Below are 18,189 nucleotides of genomic sequence, written 5' to 3'. Positions count from 1 at the left end.
CCGATCTGGAAATCCTGCTCAAAACATGACATATATGATTTATATTGACCAATATGGGTGGTTTGAAATTATGGGTCAAGGTGCAAAAGAAACAATCCTGACGCCCGCTTTGTGCCGCGCGGCTCGTGGTCTGCTTGATTGGACGCAGGCGGACCTCGCCGAGAAGGCTGCCGTCTCCCGTAGCACGATACGCGACTATGAAGGCCGTCACCACGAAATCCATCGTGCGACGGAGGCGCAGCTGCGCCTTGCCTTCGAGGAGGGTGGCGTAAAATTTATCGAAATAGAAGGCTGCGGAACCGGCCTCTGCCTGCCCGGCCCGGTGAACTGAGCTGCCTTAGGGCTGCATCAGGCAGGCCGCACCGACCTTATAGACATAGATCGTATCGCCTCTGTAGTTGCCTTTTTCCGGCTGCCAGCTTTTCAGCATTTCCGGCGTTTCGTTCGCGCAACTCAGCGGCTTGGAGGTCAGGAACAGAACCTGCCCGCTGGTATCGGCCGGGAGGGCGAATTCCTGTTCGTAATAGCTGTCCGGCAGATCGGCCGGCGGACGGGCATATATCTTGTAGGGTGCGGCTCTCAGCGTGTGGAAGAGATCGGCGACCATGTCCCTGTTGTCGGTGACGATGATGCCGGCGCCGGCCTGCGCGGCAAGATTGGCAGCCTCCCTGCTTACTTCGGCCCGGCCGAGATAGCGCTGCATGACTTCCTTGCCGTTTGGCAGCACCAGTTGATGTGCGAAGATCGTTGCGAAGGGGAAGAGCAGGCACGCAACGCCATTGATGGTGAGCGAGGTTCTGAGACCTTTCGGCCACAGGCGGTGAAGCAGCCAGACCGCCAGCACGATACCTGCCACATAGGCCGTGACGCCCCAATTGGCATAGGCCTTGGCGACGGTCGCCTGCAGGGTAATGAGCAGCACGACCGGGATCGAGAGCCAGACGAGCATCTTCTCACGCGGTTCACTGCGGCCGCGGATCATATTCCAGACGGCCCAGAGCATGGCGAAGAAGACAATCGGGCCGACGACGCCGAACTGCGCGGAGAAGAATTCCAGCCCCCCGCGGATATTGCTGCCGAGATCGTTCCAGTGGGCGATATCCTGCGTGTGGCGCACCGTCGTATTGTTGTGCTGGAGGTTCCACCAAAGGTTCGGGAACGCGATGACCGCGGAGGTGACGACCGCGATGATGAAATCGCGCACCGAAATACGCGCCGACGGAATGAGCAGCAGCGCAATCGCTCCGCCGGGCACAAGGAAGAGCACGGCATATTTCGTAAGAAACGCCAGCCCGACACCGACACCCATGAGAAGTGCGAACCCGACGGAGCGGCGCTGCGTCAGTTCGAAATAGGCAATGAGCGCAATGGCTATGAAGAAGAGCAGGATGACGTCGGTGGAGAAGAACACCGAAGAAAGCGCAACCGCCGGCAGCGTGATATAGGTTGCGCCGACCCAGCCTTCGATCTCAGGCCCGATGAAGCGCTTCGCCATTTTCATCAGCACCAGCGCGGTCGCCATGTGGAAGAGGGGGCCGGGAAGCCGCAGCCAGTAAATGTCGCTGGAGCCGGCAAGCTCGGTGAAGATCCTGAGAACCCAGGCAATCATCGGCGGCTTGGAATAATAGCCGAAATCGAGATTTTGCGACCAGAACCAGTACTGCGCCTCATCGACGAACAGGTCCGTCGTATCGAAATGCAGCGTCACGATGCGGAAGATCGTAAACGCCAGAATGATGAGGAGGCCGGTCCGAGCTGACATAATCCCTTACTTCCGCTGACACAGGAGCGCGTGTCGATACACCAACGGTGCCGGGCTGCCAACGGGAAAGGTAAAGGGAGATTTAAGGCGCAGTGGCCTCTCAGAAGACGCGAAGCGTGCGGTTGTCGCGGTGTGTCGCGATCAGATCGAGGAGGGCAACGGCTGCGGCGATCGAGAGGGCGATCAGGCAGGAACCCATTCCGAGAACTATCATTTCTCTTTCCTTATTGACGTCATGTCAGGCTCTATAAAACGGGTCTATAACATAAAGCTTGCGTGTGCCTTGTAGCAGCGATGCAACTCTGCGCCAGTATTTACTATGTGAACTCTCCCCAATTGTCTCAAAAGCTACAGGCGGGAATGGCTTATTAACCTTCAAGCAAGGAATTAACCATAAACATTGGGTTACACGTCGGAATGGGAAGATGCACTCGTTCCCACCAGGCATGACGCCGTACCGCCGTACCGGGTCGATCCGGTATCCATCTTCTTCAGGCAGCTCCGAAACAGAATTGCTGATCAGGAGGCTTCAGTCCCCCGGTTGCGACCGGTGGCGAAGGGCATCTCCGCGTATCGCATTCATCGGAAACTGCGAAGGTTTTTGGCCGGGTTCGCCCGGAAAGTGGTTGGGGATAGGCGTTGAGGCAGGATATGCCATCAGATCAGGCTCGTGGAGCACAGGCAGGCAGCCTGCGCGACCGCCTGCGCTTTGCCGGCCTCGACACCGACCAGTGCGAGATGGTTCGCCGTAACCGGCCCGCCCTCGAAGCCCATCTCAAGGCCGGCCTGCGCGATCTCTTCCATCGTTTCCAGTCCTTCCCGGATGCCTCGCGCAATTTCGAGAGCGAGCGTCAGATCGAGCGTCTCCACGACCTGCAGTCGTCGCACTGGGACGTGCTCACGGATGCGCGATTCGACAGCCTCTATGCAGAACGCGTCAAGGTTCTCTCCGATACCGAAAGCAAGATCGGCCTCGACCCTCGCTGGCACGTGGCCGGCCACGGCGTCATGCTGGAACACGTGATTTCCGGTCTGGCCGATGAACTGGCCGGCCGCCCGGTACTGCCGTCGGCCAAGCGGCGCGCTCGCGAGATCACCGACCTGATGACATCAATCATCCGCATTGTCATGGTCGACGTCGAAATCGCCGTCTCGCTGCGCTTCAATGCGCTGCGCTCCACGCAGCAGCGCGCACTCGCCGATCAGCGTGCCGAAGGTGAAGCGGAAGTCGCCCGCATCTTCAGCGATGTCATCGAAGGCCTGTCAGCCCGCGACTTGACGCAGCGCGCACCGGTCGATGGCGCTCACACCGACATTGCCGCCGCGCTGAACGCCGCACTCGACAACCTCCAGACGGAATTTGCCGCAATTGCAGAACGCAATGCGAAGGCGGAAGCCGCAACGCAATCGCTCGCCGGCGCATCCCGTCGCTTCGCCGGCAACGCTTCCGGTCAGGCAGGGCGGCTGCAGCTTTCCGCCGCCGCCCTTGCCGGCATCGCCGAGCGGGTCCGCGAGGGTGCAGCCGGCAGCCGAGCCGCCGAACAGGCTGCTGCCGCGACGCGTGCGGCCGTCGAGGAAAGCGGTGAGGTCGTCGGCCGCGCGATCAGCGCCATGGCTGATATCGAACAGTCTGCGGAGAAGATCGGCCAAATTATCGGTGCGATCGACGAGATTGCCTTCCAGACGAACCTGCTCGCTTTGAACGCCGGCATCGAAGCTGCCCGCGCCGGCGAATCCGGCCGCGGCTTTGCCGTCGTGGCGCAGGAAGTGCGGGCGCTCGCCCAGCGCTCCGCAGAAGCTGCCCGTGAAATCAAGACGCTCGTGACCACCACCAAGACACAGGTGGATGCCGGTGTGCAGATGGTCGGCCGCACACAGGATTCGATTGCCAGCATCGTCCGTCAGGTGACCGACATCAATGCCGCAATCGCTGGCATCGCAGGCGAGACGGGTGAACACGCCGCCGGTCTCGAAGCCGTGACCGCAGACGTTAAGGGCCTCGGCGGCGAAGTCGCCGACAATGCCGGCTTTGCGGAACGTTCAGCCGAAGGCGCCGATCATCTTCATACGGTCATTCTGGAACTCGGCCAGACGATCCGCGAATTCCGCATTGCGCGGGAAAATGCCTATGCAATCCGGCCTCATCAGGTGCGTGTTTCTGCCTCCCGGACGGTTGCGATCGCACCTCGCCCGGAAGTGGTCGAAGATGATTACGAAAATGACGATTTCAGCATGCTTCAGCCTCTCGCAAGTGCCGGAGGTGGGCGGAATGTTTACTAACCTATCGGATTATGACGCCGGCTCGCTTTCGCGGGTTGGGGACAAGGGGACAAGGAAAAGCTGATGGCAGCAAAGAAGAGTGCCAAGACGCTGGAGTTGCCAGCGGTTCTTGATCTCAATGAGGCTTCCGCATTGCGCGACAAGCTTCTCTCCATGCGAGGAAACCCTCTTGCGATCGATGCTTCGGCAGTCGAACGCATCGGCGCTCTTTGCGCCCAGGTTCTGATGGCCGCCGAGAAGACCTGGGACCAGGACAAGCAGTCGATCACCTTCTCGAAGGTGTCCGACGCATTTCAAAAAACCATGCAGCTGGTTGGCGTCAATATCGACCATCTGCTTGCCAAGGAGATCCGGCAATGAAGAAGAAAGTACTGACGGTGGACGATTCCCGCACCATCCGAAACATGCTTCTCGTAACGCTGAACAATGCAGGTTTCGAGACGATCCAGGCTGAAGACGGCGTTGAGGGCCTCGAAGTTCTCGAAGAGTCCAATCCTGATGTTATCGTCACCGACATCAACATGCCGCGCCTCGATGGCTTCGGCTTCATCGAAGGTGTCCGTCGCAACGAGAAGTACCGTGCGATCCCGATCCTGGTGCTGACCACCGAAAGCGATGCGGAAAAGAAGAACCGCGCCCGCCAGGCTGGTGCCACCGGCTGGATCGTCAAGCCCTTCGACCCCGCCAAGCTGATCGATGCCATCGAGCGTGTAACCGCTTAAAGCCCAGGATTTGCTCCTATGGATATGAACGAAATCAAAGAGATCTTTTTCCAGGAGTGCGAGGAACAGCTCGCCGAACTGGAATCCGGTCTCCTGAAAATGAATGATGGCGATCGCGACCCGGAAACCGTCAATGCGGTCTTCCGCGCGGTGCATTCGATCAAGGGCGGCGCCGGCGCCTTTGGCCTGGATGACCTCGTCGCCTTCGCCCACGTCTTTGAGACCACACTTGATTGCGTTCGTTCCAACAAGCTTGAGCCCAACCAGGACGTCCTGAAGGTCATGCTGAAGTCGGCCGACGTGCTCGCCGACTTGACCAATGCTGCCCGCGATGGCGGCAGCGTCGATGAAAGCAGAAGCCGCGGCCTCGTCAAGGAACTGGAAGCGCTTGCCCATGGCGAGCTGCCGTCTCCCGCGGCAGGTTCCGAGGCGCCCGCGCCGAAGCCGGCCCCAAAGGCCGCTCCTGCTCCGGTTGCTGCAGCCCCGGCTCCCAAGCCGACCGATGATAGCGGCTTCCAGCCAGTCCCCTTCTCCTTCGACGATTTCGGTGGCGAAGAGAAGCCGATAGATCTGCCGGCCTATGAAATCACCTTCAAGCCGCGCTTCGAACTCTATTCAAAGGGTAACGACGCCACCCTTCTGCTGCGTGATCTCTCCCGCCTCGGCGAGATGAGCATCTATTGCAACGTTGATGCTCTGCCGGGCCTTGAGGAGCTCGATCCGGAAGGCGCTTACTTCTTCTGGAACATCACGATCAAGACGGACAAGGGCGAAGATGCCATCCGCACGGTCTTCGAATTCGCCGAATGGGATTGCGATCTGACCGTGAAGCCGGCAGAAGACAGCAAGCCGGGCGAGACCAACGAAGAACTGCCGATGATCCCGGTTCCGTTCGATCTCTCGATCTTGGACGATGGCGGGGCCTCCGAAGCGCCGGCCGCAGCCGAGACCAAGGCCGACGACACGGCTGCTGCCGTTGCTGCCGCTGAAACGGCGACCAATGTAGCGCAGATGGCTGCTGCCGCTGCCCGCGTCGAAAAGAAGGAATCGGCTGCCGCAGCCGCCGCCGCAGCGGCAAGTGCCGCAGCCCAGAACAACGCCGCTGCCGGTGCCGGCCAGACGATCCGCGTCGATCTCGATCGCGTCGACCGCCTGATCAACCTCGTCGGCGAGCTTGTCATCAACCAGGCGATGCTCTCTCAGAGCGTCATCGAAAACGACACGACCGGCACGTCATCGATCAACATGGGCCTCGAAGAGCTGCAGCAGCTCACCCGCGAGATCCAGGACTCGGTCATGGCGATCCGCGCCCAGCCTGTGAAGCCGGTCTTCCAGCGCATGTCGCGTATCGTTCGCGAAATCGCCGACATGACCGGCAAGTCGATCCGCCTGATCACCGAAGGTGAAAACACCGAAGTGGACAAGACGGTCATCGACAAGCTGGCCGAGCCGCTGACGCACATGATCCGCAACGCCGTCGACCACGGTATCGAAACGCCTGAAAAGCGTGCCGCCGCCGGCAAGAACACCGAAGGCACCGTCCGCCTGACGGCAAAACATCGTTCGGGTCGCATCCTGATCGAGCTTGCCGACGATGGCGCCGGCATCAACCGCGAAAAGGTCCGCCAGAAGGCAATCGCCAACGAGCTGATCTCGCCTGACGCCAACCTGTCGGATGAGGAAATCGATAACCTGATCTTCCTGCCGGGCTTCTCTACGGCCGACAAGATCTCCGACATCTCAGGTCGCGGTGTCGGCATGGACGTCGTCAAGCGCTCGATCCAGGCGCTCGGCGGCCGCATCAACATCACCTCGAGGCCGGGCCAGGGCTCGGTCTTCACGATGAGCCTGCCGCTGACGCTCGCCGTTCTCGACGGTATGGTGGTCACGGTCGCCGGCCAGACCCTGGTCGTGCCGCTGACGGCAATCGTCGAAACCCTGCAGCCGGAAGCCGCCGCGATCCATTCCTTTGGCGCCAACCACCGCTTGATCTCGATCCGCAATTCCTTCTGCCCGCTGGTCGATGTCGGTCGCATCCTGAACTTCCGCGCAACCCAGGCCAATCCGGTCGAAGGTGTTGCCCTTCTCGTCGAATCCGAAGGCGGCGGTCAGCGCGCGCTCATGGTCGACGCGATCCAGGGCCAGCGCCAGGTCGTTATCAAGAGCCTCGAGGCGAACTACACTCACGTTCCGGGCATCGCCGCTGCAACCATTCTCGGCGACGGCCGCGTGGCCCTCATCCTGGACGTGGACGCGGTTGTCGGCGCCTCGCGCGGTCAGTCCCTCAAGGCGGAAATGTCTCTGGCGGCAGTAGGATAAGAGTCAATGTCGTACACGGCAAAAAATCTGACCCTGGGCGGAAACGAGCTTATCGCATTTCGCATCGGCGATCAGGAATTCTGCGTGAACATCATGGCAGTCCGCGAAATCCGAGGTTGGACCCCGGCAACCGCGATGCCGCATTCGCCATCTTATATGATTGGCGTCATAAACCTGCGTGGCGCGGTGTTGCCGATCATCGATCTGTCGGGCCGGCTCGGCATGAAGCCGGTCGATCCGACCGCCCGCCACGTCATCATCGTCGCCCAGGTCCGCCGCAAAACGGTGGGCCTGCTGGTCGACGCTGTTTCCGACATTCTGACCGTCAATGAAGATGACATCCAGCCCACGCCCGAGATCTCCTCAGACCTGCAGCGTCAGTTCGCCCGCGGCATTCTCTCCATCGAAAAGCGAATGATCTGCCTGATCGAACTCGAAGCCCTGTTCCCCGACACCGAAAGCGAAGCCGCATGAACGCACTTGGCGTAAAAGATCAGAGGCAGTCTGGTGCTGACGAGGTTCTGGCGAGCGGGGAATACCCGCTGACGCGCCGCGATCTCTCGGAAATCGCCGCCATGATCTATGCGGATGCCGGAATCTATCTCAATGAGACGAAGGCCTCGCTGGTCTACTCTCGTCTGTCGAAGCACATCCGCAATCTAGGCCTTTCGGGGTTTCGCGAATATTGCGAGCTTGTCGCTTCTCCGGCAGGTGCTGCCGCCCGGCGCGAGATGCTGTCACACCTGACGACAAACTTCACGCGTTTCTTCCGCGAAAACCATCATTTCGAACACTTGCGCGACCATGTGCTGCCCGATCTTCTGAACCGCGCGCGCGCCGGCGGCCGTGTCCGCATCTGGTCTGCTGCGTCCTCGGATGGGCAGGAGCCCTATTCGATCGCGCTGACCGTTCTGTCAATGATGCCGAACGCTGCCGACTACGACTTCAAGATTCTCGCGACCGACATCGACCCGAAGATCCTGGCGATCGCCCGGGCCGGCGCCTACGACGAAAACGCGCTGGAAACCGTCTCGCCTGCCATGCGTAAGCAATGGTTTACCGAGGTCGAGATGCAGGGACGCCGCAAGTTCCAGGTCGACGACCGCGTGAAGCGCCTCATCACCTACAACGAACTGAACCTGATGGCCCAGTGGCCGTTCAAGGGCAAGTTCGACGTCATCTTCTGCCGCAATGTCGTAATCTACTTTGACGAGCCGACCCAGATGAAGATCTGGCAGCGCTTTGCCGGCCTGCTGCCGGAGGGTGGCCATCTCTATATCGGCCATTCCGAGCGCGTCTCGGGCGAGGCCAAGCACGTCTTCGACAATATCGGCATCACCACCTATCGCTATACGACCAAGGGTATCGGGAGGAAGGCATGAGCGCTCCGGCAAGAGTTCTCGTCGTTGACGACTCGCCGACCATGCGCGGCCTGATCTCGGCCGTCTTGAGTTCGGATCCCGAAGTCAACGTCATAGGCCAGGCCGGCGACGCTCTGGAGGCGCGCGAGGCGATCAAGCGGCTGAACCCCGATGTCTTAACGCTGGATATCGAAATGCCGAACATGAACGGCCTCGACTTCCTCGAAAAGATCATGCGCCTTCGGCCCATGCCCGTCATCATGGTTTCGACCATGACGCATCGCGGCGCGGAGGCGACGCTCGCAGCCCTTGAAATCGGTGCCTTCGATTGCGTCGGCAAGCCGCAGCCGGGCGAGCCGCGCCCCTTCGGCGACCTCGTCGAGAAGGTAAAGGCCGCCGCCCGCACGCAGCGCAATTTCGCCAAGCCGGCCAAGTCTGCCGCCGTCACGCCGCTCGCAGTTGCCGATTTCCGCGTCGGCCGCAAGATCGTGGCGATCGGTTCTTCGACCGGTGGCGTGGAAGCCCTGATCGCCGTGCTGCAGAAATTCCCGGCGAACTGCCCGCCGACCGTCATCACCCAGCATATGCCGCCGACCTTCACCAAGAGCTTTTCCGAACGGCTGAACCGCCTCTGTGCGCCGGTCGTGGAAGAAGCGACCGATGGCGCCCGTCTCGAGATCGGCAAGGTCTATCTTGCGCCTGGCGGCGAGCGTCACCTGCAGGTCTCCAATACATCGGCGCCCTGTTGCCGGCTGGTCGAGCGGGGGCCGGTCAATGGCCATCGTCCATCGGTCGATGTGCTCTTCGATTCGGTTGCCGAACTCGCCGGACGCAATGCCGTCGGCGTGATCCTCACCGGCATGGGTCGCGACGGGGCCGCCGGGTTGTTAAAAATGCGACATGCAGGGGCCAGAACGCTCGGTCAGAACGAAAAAACCTGCGTTGTTTACGGAATGCCAAGAGTTGCCTACGAACTTGGCGCAGTTGAACAGCAGCTCCCGCTTGCTGCCATCGGCGAAGAAATATTGAAAATGACAGCCGCCCGAAAGGAAGGGACCGAATAATGTCGATCGCGGAGAAAATCAAAGTTCTGATCGTTGACGATCAGGTTACGAGCCGCCTGCTACTCAGCGACGCGCTGACGCAGCTCGGCTTCAAGCAGATCACCTCTGCCGGCGACGGCGAGCAGGGTATGAAGATCATGGCGGAGCAACCCCACCACCTCGTGATCTCGGACTTCAACATGCCGAAGATGGACGGCATCGGCTTCCTGCAGGCAGTCCGCAGCAATCCGAACACCAAGAAGGCGGCCTTTATCATCCTCACCGCACAGGGCGACCGTGCGCTGGTGACCAAAGCAGCGCAGCTCGGCGCAAACAACGTTCTGGCCAAGCCCTTCACCATCGAAAAGATGAAAGCGGCTATCGAAGCCGTGTTTGGAGCCCTGAAATGATCACTGAGGGTGCGGCCCGCCGCGTGCACATCATTCAGGGTGAATATAAGGTCCTGAGCGACCCGGATGCGGTGCTCACGACCATCCTTGGCTCGTGCGTGGCAGCCTGCCTCAGAGATCCCGTCGCCGGTGTCGGCGGCATGAACCACTTCCTGCTGCCGGGGACAGGCAACACCCCGATGACCGGCGGCGATGCCACGCGATACGGCGTGCATCTCATGGAACTGTTGATCAACGGCCTCCTGAAAAAGGGCGCGCGACGCGACCGGCTGGAGGCCAAGATCTTCGGAGGAGCGAAGACGATCTCGACATTCTCGAATGTCGGCGAGCAGAACGCCGCCTTCGCCGTGCAGTTTCTTCGGGATGAAGGCATTCCGGTGGTCAGCTCCAGCACCGGCGGTGAGCATGGACGCAAGATCGAATATTGGCCGGTGTCCGGCCGTGCCCGGCAATACCCCCTGACCGGCGCCGAAACGCAGAAAACCGTCGCTCTCGAGCAGCGTCCCGCCGCTCCGCAGAAGCCCGCCGAGACCAGTATCGAATTCTTTTGATGGCGAGGATTTTTATATGAGTTTTACACCGATCATCGAGCCGCCGGCGCCGGTCGAGGCGCTGAGCGACATATTGATGCGCATTGTCTCCGAGCTTCACGACGTTGCCTACCTGATGGAACGGATCGAGCCTCAGCTGATCGAACTGGGCGGCTCGGAAATCCTGAATTCCCCTGATAGCATGAAGGTGATGCAGGGCATCGATCTCGCCGTGCAGAAATCGCGCGGTCTGGCCGAATTCATCGACACCATCACCGGTGAAATTCCGCAGAACTGGTCGATCGATGTCGCAACAGCGCTGAGCCTCGTCAAGCTTGCCGAAATGCAGAAAGCCCTCGGCGGCGGTACCCGTCACGGCCACTCCCAGCCGCTCAGCAAGGCGGCCGGCGACTTCGATTTCTTCTGATATTGTAATTCATTCCTGCATGCGCTGAACGAAACGCTCGCACAAGTTTCGGCGTCTATTCGTCAAATGAGGCAATAAGCCTGCTTTGTCTTTGACGGATCGTGCGAGAACAGAATGAATCTGTTAAATCAATTAGTTCAGATTATTAAGAACTTTGGTTCGCTTGGGCGGACGCGTTTGATGATCCTTGGTGGGGTCGGCGCCGCTTCCATCGCAATCATCCTGGCGGCCGCAATTTTCGTCAACAAACCGGCCCAGGAAACGCTTTATGTCGGCCTGGACACGCCTGATCTTAACCAGATCAGCATGGCGCTCGCCGAAAGCAACGTCGATTTCCAGGTTGGAACGGACGGCTCCAGCATCACCGTACCAGCGGGCATGACGGGCAAGGCCCGGCTACTGCTTGCCGAACGCGGCCTGCCGAACAGCGCGAATGCCGGTTACGAGCTCTTCGATAATGTCGGTTCGCTCGGCCTCACCTCCTTCATGCAGGAAGTGACCCGCGTCCGCGCCCTCGAAGGTGAAATCGCCCGCACCATTCAATCGATCTCGGGCATCACCGCCGCACGCGTTCACATCGTCATGCCCGAGGTCGGCAATTTCCGGAAGGCCGAACAGAAGCCGACGGCCTCCGTCATGATTCGCGCCAGTGCCGCGACAGGGCGAAACGCCGCCACCTCGATCCGCCACCTCGTCGCCTCGGCCGTGCCGGGGCTTGATGTCGCTGACGTGACGATCCTCGATTCCGCCGGCCAGCTTCTCGCCTCCGGCGATGACGCCTCCAACGGTACGCTGAACCGCTCGCTCAATATCGTCCAGAACGTCCAGCAGGAAGTCGAATCGAACATCGATAAGGCGCTCGCCCCCTTCCTCGGCATGGATAACTTCCGCTCCAGCGTAACTGCCAATCTGAACACCGACGCCCAACAGATCCAGGAAACCACCTACGATCCGGAATCCAAGGTCGAGCGCTCGGTCCGCTCCACCAAAGAAGCCCAGCAGTCGCAGCAGAACCAGGCTGACAACGCGACGACGGTCGAGCAGAACATTCCGCAGGCTGCACCTGACGCTGGTGGCGCGACCGGCCCGCAGTCGCAGGACAAGTCCGACAAGCGCGAAGAGCAGACCAACTACGAAATCAACAGCAAGACCACGGCCACGACGCGCAACAGCTACCGGGTCGAAAAGCTCTCGGTCGCCGTCGTCGTCAACAAGGGCCGCATCGCCAAGATGGTGGGCGAACCGGCAGACCAGGCCAAGATCGACGCCTATCTCGCAGAGATGAAAAGCATCGTCGCCTCGGCCGCTGGCCTCGATACCAACCGCGGTGACGTCGTCACCGTCACCGCAATGGACTTCCTCGAAAACCAGCTCCTTGACGATGCCAACAACGGCGTCCATGTCATGGACATGCTGAGCCGCAATCTCGCCGGCATCATCAACTCGCTGGCCTTCGTCGCGGTCGCCTTCGTGGTGGTCTGGCTGGGTGTGCGTCCTCTCATCCGCACCGTCAACGGCTCGGGTTCATCCGCCGCAGTTTTCGGCGACGCCACTCCGGAATCGGCTGGCCTGGAACTGCCGGACTTCGCACCGGCAGGCGCTTCTGCGGGCGGCGCGCTGATGGATGGCTTCGGCTCCGACTTCGGCTTCGACAGCACCGAGGATCTGCTCAGTCTCGGCGACGACGACGGCAACTTCAACCGCCGCGTCAAGGAAGGTCCGGAACGCAAGCTCGCCCGTATGGTGGAGATCAACGAGGAGCGCGCCGCGAAGATTCTCAGGAAATGGGCCATCGACGAAGCTGCATAATGAAAAGGCCGGGAAACCGGCCTTTTTCTTTCTCGTCTGTGGATACATCGGCCGGTAACAAGAACGTTACCGGAACTCGTGACCGGCTCGTAAGGAGCCGGTTACTCTATTGCAGAGAGTTCTGATGTAGAGATCGCCAGGCAGCGGGATGACGCCCTTCGCATGATGCTCAAGCCGTGCATAAGGCGGATGGCGCAAGTATGTCTCCAGTAGAACAACAGGTCGTTGCTTTCGCGCGTTTGAAATCTGCTTCTACCGGGGCTTTCCGTTGCGGCACTTCCTTGGCCGGAACTGTGATAATTACGTCATTCAGACCGATAATTCCGCTCAGTGTCACTCGCGCATAAGGTGAGAAACATTGCGGCCAATGCCAGAATCATCCTAGTTTTATACATCTTCGCGAGAGTGGAGTGGTGATCGAATCACCGCATGGAAGGTCGCAAAAGTAAATCCCCAGAAGTCGGAGATGGTGATTTACGATGGTTGGCTTACCCTTAAGTGATTCGAAGTGGGATTCGCGTGGGGCATGTGTTTGAATCCCTTTCACAAAAACCGAACTTCTTTGCGAGAACCGACAGTTTCTCAGCCGCAGGTTACTGCCAATGGATATGGACATATTTCAGGCGAATAAAGGCGAGCAGCAGATGGCGAACTTCGTCGGCGCCAATGTGCCGGATCTTTTGCCGCGCGACGAACTGATCGATCGCCTTCGCGTCATCGCCGAAACCGGTAAATTGCATGCCGGCTTGCTGGCGCTGACCGAGTATGTCGGCGCCATGCACTATCTGATGGCGCGCTGCGATCTCATCCAGGAAAGCGGTCTGGACTTTATCGTTTCGTCCGACTGGCCTTTCGATCTGGTGAAGGAGGTCGCCAATGACCTGGTCGTGGGTTATGCGCGCTCGACTGAATTCGAGAAGTGCATGCAGGTGCTGCAGCCGGGCTTCGCACTCCTGCCGGACAGCGCCGATGTGCCGCATGGTGCGAGCCGCCAATATTGCTCGCTGACCTTGAATGTCGGCCGCTCTCGCCTGGTGCTGATGTTCTTGTTCAGGGAAGGTTTCGTTCTTTCGCCGGAACGTCTCCGCGACGTAGGCCTGCTTGCAGGCTATTTCGCAAGCTTCCTTCGGTGCGGGGGCACGAAGGTCGATCGCGATTTCGAACTGACCGACCGGGAGCTCGAGTGCCTCTTCTGGATTGCGGAAGGCAAGACAAGCGACGAGATCGCCATGATCCTCGGCATCTCCCGGAATACCATCAATAATTATATCACCAGCGTGATGCGGAAGACTGCAACGAAGACGCGTTCCGAGGCGATAGCCTTCGCCGTTCGCAACAATCTCGTCTGAGGGAAATTATGGGCCATCATCCAGGCAGGGCGCTAGGCAACACGGACCAGATGCGCATGGTACGTGTGAACAGGATTTCCAGCCGGTCTGACCTTTTCCCGCGCCTGATTGCCATGCAGAAGCTCGCGGATGCGCAAGGCTTCGCCGTTTTTCGTGTCACCGGCTCCGGCATACCGGCAAAGCAGCGACTGATCTGCGAGCTGGAAAACTGGAGTCCCTCGAATGCCGGCTTCGGCAAGGGTTTCGTCGATGCCCATGGCGAGGCTCTGCTCGACCATATCGATCGCTCGCTGCTGCCCTTGTTCTGGGCCGGCAGCCACGATCGTGCAGCTCCTGGTCCTGCCGACTTCTCTCCCTTCATGGTGAGGCTGAAAGACGGCATGGTGCCTTTCTCCGGTCTCGCATTTCCAGTGCGCCTTGGCGCCATCGGCAATGGCTTCGTGCTTTTCACCGGCGACGATATCGATCCGTCGAGCGATACGATCATCGAGCTGCATGGCCGGTGCTGCAATGTCATGATGGACCTGCTGTCGCTCGATGAGCGGCGTGCGGCGGCGACCGAAGCGCTGAGCGAACGTGAGATCGCCTGCCTTCAGCTTGCGGGCGACGGCCGTATCAGCGAAGAAATCGCCGACAAGCTCGGCCTGTCCGTCCACACGGTGAACGCTTATCTCGGCTCGGCGACCATCAAACTCAATTCGGTCAACCGTATTCAGGCGATCGCGAAGGCAATACGTCTCGGCTACATCAGCTAGGGCTCTGAGAACGGCAAAGCCCGGCGCCTTGCGGGCCGGGCCTGATATTCTCAAACGGAAATGCTTTAGCCGGCGAGCGCCTGCGGCTTTGCCACGATATAGCGCGCTTCGTGCAGGCTTCTTTGGAGAAAAGCCGTGTTTGTGTCCGGATCGCTGGAGGCGTTCTGGAAGGAAATATGATTGATCTCGATGCCGGCATGATCTTCGGCGAGTGTCAGCTGCGCATAGACGGTCACGCCGCGCGGCTTGATTTCGAGATCGAGCACAACTTCGGGCTTGCCGCCCCATTCCAGCGTATAATTTCCCCCCAGGCCGAAGTTGACAGTGCCGGGATGGAAAAACAGTTCCGCTGCGGAAGCGACGAGGTCGGCGAGATTGCCGTAATACTCGAAACGCAGCAGAGAAATGAGATCGGATGCGTCCAGAAGCCTGAGCTCGGTTGCGACCGGGCTGATCGCTTCTGCAAGGATTTTTTCACGCTGGGCAGAGTAGGGGCATTTTTTCATTCGACTTATCTTACCCGTTTGTTCTTGGCCTCCGCGGCGTAAACCCGATGAATGAGTTCCGCGACGGCCTTATAGAAGACTGACGGTATGACACTATCCACCGAGACTTGCGCAAACATGGAGCGTGCGAGAGGTGGATCCTCGAAGACAGGGATGTCGTTCTTCTCGGCGATCTCTCTGATTTTTAACGCAATAAGGTCCTGGCCCTTGGCAAGGACGACCGGTGCATCGTTTTCTTCGCGTACGTAGCGCAGCGCTACGGCATAGTGCGTCGGGTTGGCGATGACGAGGGTGGCACGCTGGACACTGGCGATCATGCGTCGGCGGGCGCGGTCACGCATGACTGAGCGCTGCCTGCTCTTGACGAAGGGGTCGCCCTGCGACTGCTTATTTTCTTCCTTTATCTCGTGCTTCGTCATCTTCAGTTCGGTGAACCAATGATAACGCGTCCAGAAGACGTCGGCGATCGCAACGATCGCGGTGGCGACCAGCATGACGATGATGATCTTGCGCATCGCCGTCATCATACGAACCATGATCGTCTGCGGATCGGAGAACATCGCATCGATCGAGCCGAAATATTCGCTTCTGAGGACGAAGAAGAGAATCACTCCGACCACCACCACCTTGAACAGCGACTTACCGAATTCGACGAGGCCTTGAAGGCTGAAGAGCCGCGACCATCCCTTGATCAGTGAAATACGCGAGGCCTGCGGACGGATGCGTTCGAGAACCGGCGTCGGCAGGTTCTGAAAGACGGACGAGGCGATGCCGAACACAATGAACATGATGAAGGCAGGGGCCAGAAGCGCAGCCATAGCCCAGCCGAGCTTCGCAAAGAGCGAGATGACGTCAGGTCCGGTCTCGATCTTCCACTGATCTGGCTGCTCGAAGACGTCACGCAGGGTCTCGGCCATGTGTGACGTCGCGTCGGGAAGGAAGAAGACGAGATAGATGAAGGTCGCCAGAATCGTCGTGAAGATCGAGATTTCACGCGAGTGGGGGGTATTACCTTTTTCGGCAGCATCAGACCGCTTTTTCGCGGTAGGGGCTTCTGTTTTGCTGTCCTTGTCTTCATCGGCCAAGTCTGCGGCCCTCCGTCAAAGAAAAAGGCCGCGACTGGAGCGCGGCCCATTTCACCGAAGGGTAGTCTTGTGCGTGCTGCTGATCAACCGCCGCCTTGTGGGCGAGGGGGCTTGTCAACAACTGCGATCGTTTAGGCGGCGGCCGGGCCGCCTTCCTTTTCCTTGAGCTCGATCTGGCCGGCATTGGCCAGGCGAATCGCTTCCTGCGCGACGGCGCGCCGCGCAATCGCGATCTCGCGTGGATTGACGCCGGCCATGCCGCTCTGCAGATCCGATTCGATCATGCGGCGCTGGCGCGGGCTGATGGAGGAAAGGACCAATTCGCGGATTTCGGCCGATGCGCCGCGCAGTGCGACGGTGAGAACGTCGGACGAGATATCGTTGAGCAGCATCACGCGGCTGCGCTGCGGCATCAACATGAGGTCTTCGAAAAGGAAGATCTTCGGACGAACCTTGTTGACCGCCTCGCGGTTGATCGATTCGAGCGAGGTGAGCAGCGTGTCGACCTGCGGTTTGTCCATTTCGTTCATTAGGTCGGCGACCTTGGTGGAGCCCGATGCGTTGCGTTCCGCGTCGATCTCGGCAAGCAGCGTCATCACCTGGTTTTCGATGATCTGCGCGGCCTTCGGGCTGACGCCCTTCATGTTGACCGTGCGGTTCATAATGTCGGCGCGGCGGTTGTCGGGAAGCTGCAGCAGCACCTTCGCGCCGAAGGACGACGGCATCATGGACAGGATATAGGCAACGGTCTGTGGATGTTCCCGCAGCAGAAACTGGGCGACGAAGGCAGGTTCCGCCTCGGCGAGACGGTCCCAGATGGAAGTTTCGTAGGCCTGGAAGGCAGTACGGCGGCCAAGCAGGCTGTCGACTTCGTCAGGCGTCAGCCCTTCCTCGAGGATGGCCTCGATCGCCTTGGCGTTGTCCATCAGACCGGCGCCTTCGGTGAAGAGATCTTCGAATTCGCCGACGAGCTGAAGCAGCTCGTCCGGCGGGATGGCGCGAAGCGCCTGGGCAGATCCGATGATGGTCTGCAACTCGGCCTGCGTGAAATATTTCAGCAGTCGGCCGGCGACCCCCTTCCCCATAGCGAGAAGAACTGCCGCCGCCTTTTCAGCCTGGGTCAACGGTTTCCCGGCAAGTGCGCCGCCGAAATCGTCAAAGTCCATCATGGTCTAACCTCTCCGTCCCGCACAGGGATCAGGCTTTTTTCGTGCTCAAAACTTCTATCAGTTTTACACCGAATCGCGTGTCGTCGTTATCAAGAACCGTAATCTCGCCGCGTGCAATCCTGCGGCCATTCACCATTATCTCGACCGGCTCGCCGATCTTCTTGTCGAGCGCGATGGTAGCACCCTCGGTGAGGTTCATCAGGCCGGAAACCTGCATGCGGCTCGTCCCGAGCACGATCTGGACATCGATAGGGATGTCCATGATCAGGTCGAAGTTCGAGTTCAGTGCGCTCCCGAGCGGTGCCGGAGCGGACTGGAAGGAATTGCCGCCGAAGCTCGGCGCGGCGTCAAGGCTGGGAAAGCCTGCTGCGCCCATGCCGGCAGCATTGTCGCCGAAATCACCGCCCCCGAAATCGCCGCCTGCAAAATCGGCACCGCCGAAGGAGGTTTCGCCGGCATCACCACCGAACGGCGAAAGGTCCGTTCCCGCTGCGAAAGCATCGTTCTGCAGGTCGTCGCCGAACTGCGGAAGGTCGCCGTCCGAATCTTTCTTCAGCACGCCGCGCAGATCGTCGATAGCCTGATCCAGATCGGCTTCATTGCCCGGCATGTCCAGGGAGAGGTCACTATTCTGCTGTGTCTTCTTCGTAGCCATGAAATCA

At 59.8% G+C, this 18,189-nt stretch carries 19 protein-coding genes; 14 read left to right on the top strand and 5 right to left on the bottom strand.

All coding sequences use genetic code 11. The features are described 5' to 3' along the window. Positions 1-25 precede the first annotated feature (25 nt). Positions 26-331 carry a helix-turn-helix domain-containing protein gene (locus ACR9ZQ_RS22780; protein WP_037071842.1) on the top strand — a complete coding sequence of 102 codons (306 nt, stop codon included), beginning with the start codon at positions 26-28 and terminating at the stop codon, positions 329-331. Positions 332-337: 6 nt separating this feature from the next. Here the strand turns inward: ACR9ZQ_RS22780 and ACR9ZQ_RS22775 are convergent, their stop codons facing one another. Next, on the bottom strand, positions 338-1,762 hold the full coding sequence (locus tag ACR9ZQ_RS22775) for an ArnT family glycosyltransferase (protein ID WP_310378885.1): 1,425 nt from the start codon (positions 1,760-1,762) through the stop codon (positions 338-340). Between the two features lie 651 nt (positions 1,763-2,413). Here ACR9ZQ_RS22775 and ACR9ZQ_RS22770 point away from each other — a divergent pair. The 13 genes from ACR9ZQ_RS22770 to visR all read left to right on the top strand — a co-directional run bounded on the left by ACR9ZQ_RS22770 (position 2,414) and on the right by visR (position 14,767). Beyond that, complete coding sequence (locus ACR9ZQ_RS22770; RefSeq protein WP_310378882.1) at positions 2,414-4,042, top strand: globin-coupled sensor protein; 1,629 nt, start codon at positions 2,414-2,416, stop codon at positions 4,040-4,042. A gap of 63 nt (positions 4,043-4,105) precedes the next feature. Next, on the top strand, positions 4,106-4,402 hold the full coding sequence (locus ACR9ZQ_RS22765; RefSeq protein ID WP_007821057.1) for an STAS domain-containing protein: 297 nt from the start codon (positions 4,106-4,108) through the stop codon (positions 4,400-4,402). Beyond that, a complete protein-coding gene (gene cheY1, locus ACR9ZQ_RS22760; protein WP_003570362.1) occupies positions 4,399-4,764 on the top strand; it encodes a chemotaxis response regulator CheY1 in 366 nt (121 codons plus the stop codon). The genes ACR9ZQ_RS22765 and cheY1 overlap by 4 nt, the downstream gene beginning before the upstream one ends. Before the next feature lie 18 nt (positions 4,765-4,782). Then, positions 4,783-7,083 carry a chemotaxis protein CheA gene (locus ACR9ZQ_RS22755; protein ID WP_310378878.1) on the top strand — a complete coding sequence of 767 codons (2,301 nt, stop codon included), beginning with the start codon at positions 4,783-4,785 and terminating at the stop codon, positions 7,081-7,083. 6 nt (positions 7,084-7,089) lie between these two features. After that, a complete protein-coding gene (locus ACR9ZQ_RS22750; protein WP_007816136.1) occupies positions 7,090-7,557 on the top strand; it encodes a chemotaxis protein CheW in 468 nt (155 codons plus the stop codon). After that, positions 7,554-8,465 carry a protein-glutamate O-methyltransferase CheR gene (cheR, locus tag ACR9ZQ_RS22745; RefSeq protein WP_310378874.1) on the top strand — a complete coding sequence of 304 codons (912 nt, stop codon included), beginning with the start codon at positions 7,554-7,556 and terminating at the stop codon, positions 8,463-8,465. Before ACR9ZQ_RS22750 ends, cheR begins: the two co-directional genes overlap by 4 nt. Then, entirely contained in the window at positions 8,462-9,508 is a 1,047-nt protein-coding gene (gene cheB / locus ACR9ZQ_RS22740) for a protein-glutamate O-methylesterase CheB (protein ID WP_310378872.1), read from the top strand. Before cheR ends, cheB begins: the two co-directional genes overlap by 4 nt. Further along, positions 9,508-9,897, top strand: coding sequence for a response regulator (locus ACR9ZQ_RS22735; RefSeq protein ID WP_007816129.1), 390 nt, complete (start codon positions 9,508-9,510; stop codon positions 9,895-9,897). Before cheB ends, ACR9ZQ_RS22735 begins: the two co-directional genes overlap by 1 nt. Further along, complete coding sequence (gene cheD, locus ACR9ZQ_RS22730; RefSeq protein WP_007816127.1) at positions 9,894-10,448, top strand: chemoreceptor glutamine deamidase CheD; 555 nt, start codon at positions 9,894-9,896, stop codon at positions 10,446-10,448. The genes ACR9ZQ_RS22735 and cheD overlap by 4 nt, the downstream gene beginning before the upstream one ends. A gap of 16 nt (positions 10,449-10,464) precedes the next feature. Continuing rightward, on the top strand, positions 10,465-10,854 hold the full coding sequence (gene cheT / locus ACR9ZQ_RS22725) for a chemotaxis protein CheT (protein WP_310378869.1): 390 nt from the start codon (positions 10,465-10,467) through the stop codon (positions 10,852-10,854). Positions 10,855-10,968: 114 nt separating this feature from the next. Continuing rightward, entirely contained in the window at positions 10,969-12,663 is a 1,695-nt protein-coding gene (gene fliF / locus ACR9ZQ_RS22720) for a flagellar basal-body MS-ring/collar protein FliF (RefSeq protein ID WP_310378868.1), read from the top strand. A gap of 602 nt (positions 12,664-13,265) precedes the next feature. Further along, positions 13,266-14,012 carry a transcriptional regulator VisN gene (visN, locus tag ACR9ZQ_RS22715; RefSeq protein WP_310378866.1) on the top strand — a complete coding sequence of 249 codons (747 nt, stop codon included), beginning with the start codon at positions 13,266-13,268 and terminating at the stop codon, positions 14,010-14,012. An 8-nt stretch (positions 14,013-14,020) separates the two neighbouring features. Further along, entirely contained in the window at positions 14,021-14,767 is a 747-nt protein-coding gene (visR, locus tag ACR9ZQ_RS22710; protein WP_481428843.1) for a transcriptional regulator VisR, read from the top strand. 65 nt (positions 14,768-14,832) lie between these two features. On the opposite strand, the gene ACR9ZQ_RS22705 is transcribed toward visR, so the two are convergent. From ACR9ZQ_RS22705 to fliN, 4 genes are all read right to left on the bottom strand, one after another. Then, entirely contained in the window at positions 14,833-15,273 is a 441-nt protein-coding gene (locus ACR9ZQ_RS22705) for a hypothetical protein (protein WP_007816117.1), read from the bottom strand. Positions 15,274-15,278: 5 nt separating this feature from the next. After that, positions 15,279-16,358: a flagellar biosynthesis protein FlhB gene (flhB, locus tag ACR9ZQ_RS22700; protein ID WP_310378862.1), complete on the bottom strand. Its 1,080-nt coding sequence runs from the start codon at positions 16,356-16,358 to the stop codon at positions 15,279-15,281. Between the two features lie 131 nt (positions 16,359-16,489). Beyond that, a complete protein-coding gene (gene fliG / locus ACR9ZQ_RS22695; RefSeq protein WP_481428842.1) occupies positions 16,490-17,527 on the bottom strand; it encodes a flagellar motor switch protein FliG in 1,038 nt (345 codons plus the stop codon). 28 nt (positions 17,528-17,555) lie between these two features. Beyond that, positions 17,556-18,182, bottom strand: a complete 627-nt coding sequence (gene fliN, locus ACR9ZQ_RS22690; RefSeq protein ID WP_310378859.1) for a flagellar motor switch protein FliN — start codon at positions 18,180-18,182, stop codon at positions 17,556-17,558. Positions 18,183-18,189: the final 7 nt, after the last annotated feature.

This window comes from Rhizobium sp. KNZ14-9A, assembly GCF_056755015.1.
The sequence above is the reverse complement of the archived record's forward strand: the minus strand, read 5'-3'. Positions and strand labels throughout refer to the sequence as shown.

Bases quoted from the DNA above. Each gene is read 5' to 3' on its own strand.
- ACR9ZQ_RS22780 (WP_037071842.1), top strand. From the start codon at position 26: ATGACATATATGATTTATATTGACCAATATGGGTGGTTTGAAATTATG.
- ACR9ZQ_RS22775 (WP_310378885.1), bottom strand. From the start codon at position 1,762: ATGTCAGCTCGGACCGGCCTCCTCATCATTCTGGCGTTTACGATCTTC.
- ACR9ZQ_RS22770 (WP_310378882.1), top strand. From the start codon at position 2,414: ATGCCATCAGATCAGGCTCGTGGAGCACAGGCAGGCAGCCTGCGCGAC.
- ACR9ZQ_RS22765 (WP_007821057.1), top strand. From the start codon at position 4,106: ATGGCAGCAAAGAAGAGTGCCAAGACGCTGGAGTTGCCAGCGGTTCTT.
- cheY1 (WP_003570362.1), top strand. From the start codon at position 4,399: ATGAAGAAGAAAGTACTGACGGTGGACGATTCCCGCACCATCCGAAAC.
- ACR9ZQ_RS22755 (WP_310378878.1), top strand. From the start codon at position 4,783: ATGGATATGAACGAAATCAAAGAGATCTTTTTCCAGGAGTGCGAGGAA.
- ACR9ZQ_RS22750 (WP_007816136.1), top strand. From the start codon at position 7,090: ATGTCGTACACGGCAAAAAATCTGACCCTGGGCGGAAACGAGCTTATC.
- cheR (WP_310378874.1), top strand. From the start codon at position 7,554: ATGAACGCACTTGGCGTAAAAGATCAGAGGCAGTCTGGTGCTGACGAG.
- cheB (WP_310378872.1), top strand. From the start codon at position 8,462: ATGAGCGCTCCGGCAAGAGTTCTCGTCGTTGACGACTCGCCGACCATG.
- ACR9ZQ_RS22735 (WP_007816129.1), top strand. From the start codon at position 9,508: ATGTCGATCGCGGAGAAAATCAAAGTTCTGATCGTTGACGATCAGGTT.
- cheD (WP_007816127.1), top strand. From the start codon at position 9,894: ATGATCACTGAGGGTGCGGCCCGCCGCGTGCACATCATTCAGGGTGAA.
- cheT (WP_310378869.1), top strand. From the start codon at position 10,465: ATGAGTTTTACACCGATCATCGAGCCGCCGGCGCCGGTCGAGGCGCTG.
- fliF (WP_310378868.1), top strand. From the start codon at position 10,969: ATGAATCTGTTAAATCAATTAGTTCAGATTATTAAGAACTTTGGTTCG.
- visN (WP_310378866.1), top strand. From the start codon at position 13,266: ATGGATATGGACATATTTCAGGCGAATAAAGGCGAGCAGCAGATGGCG.
- visR (WP_481428843.1), top strand. From the start codon at position 14,021: ATGGGCCATCATCCAGGCAGGGCGCTAGGCAACACGGACCAGATGCGC.
- ACR9ZQ_RS22705 (WP_007816117.1), bottom strand. From the start codon at position 15,273: ATGAAAAAATGCCCCTACTCTGCCCAGCGTGAAAAAATCCTTGCAGAA.
- fliG (WP_481428842.1), bottom strand. From the start codon at position 17,527: ATGATGGACTTTGACGATTTCGGCGGCGCACTTGCCGGGAAACCGTTG.
- fliN (WP_310378859.1), bottom strand. From the start codon at position 18,182: ATGGCTACGAAGAAGACACAGCAGAATAGTGACCTCTCCCTGGACATG.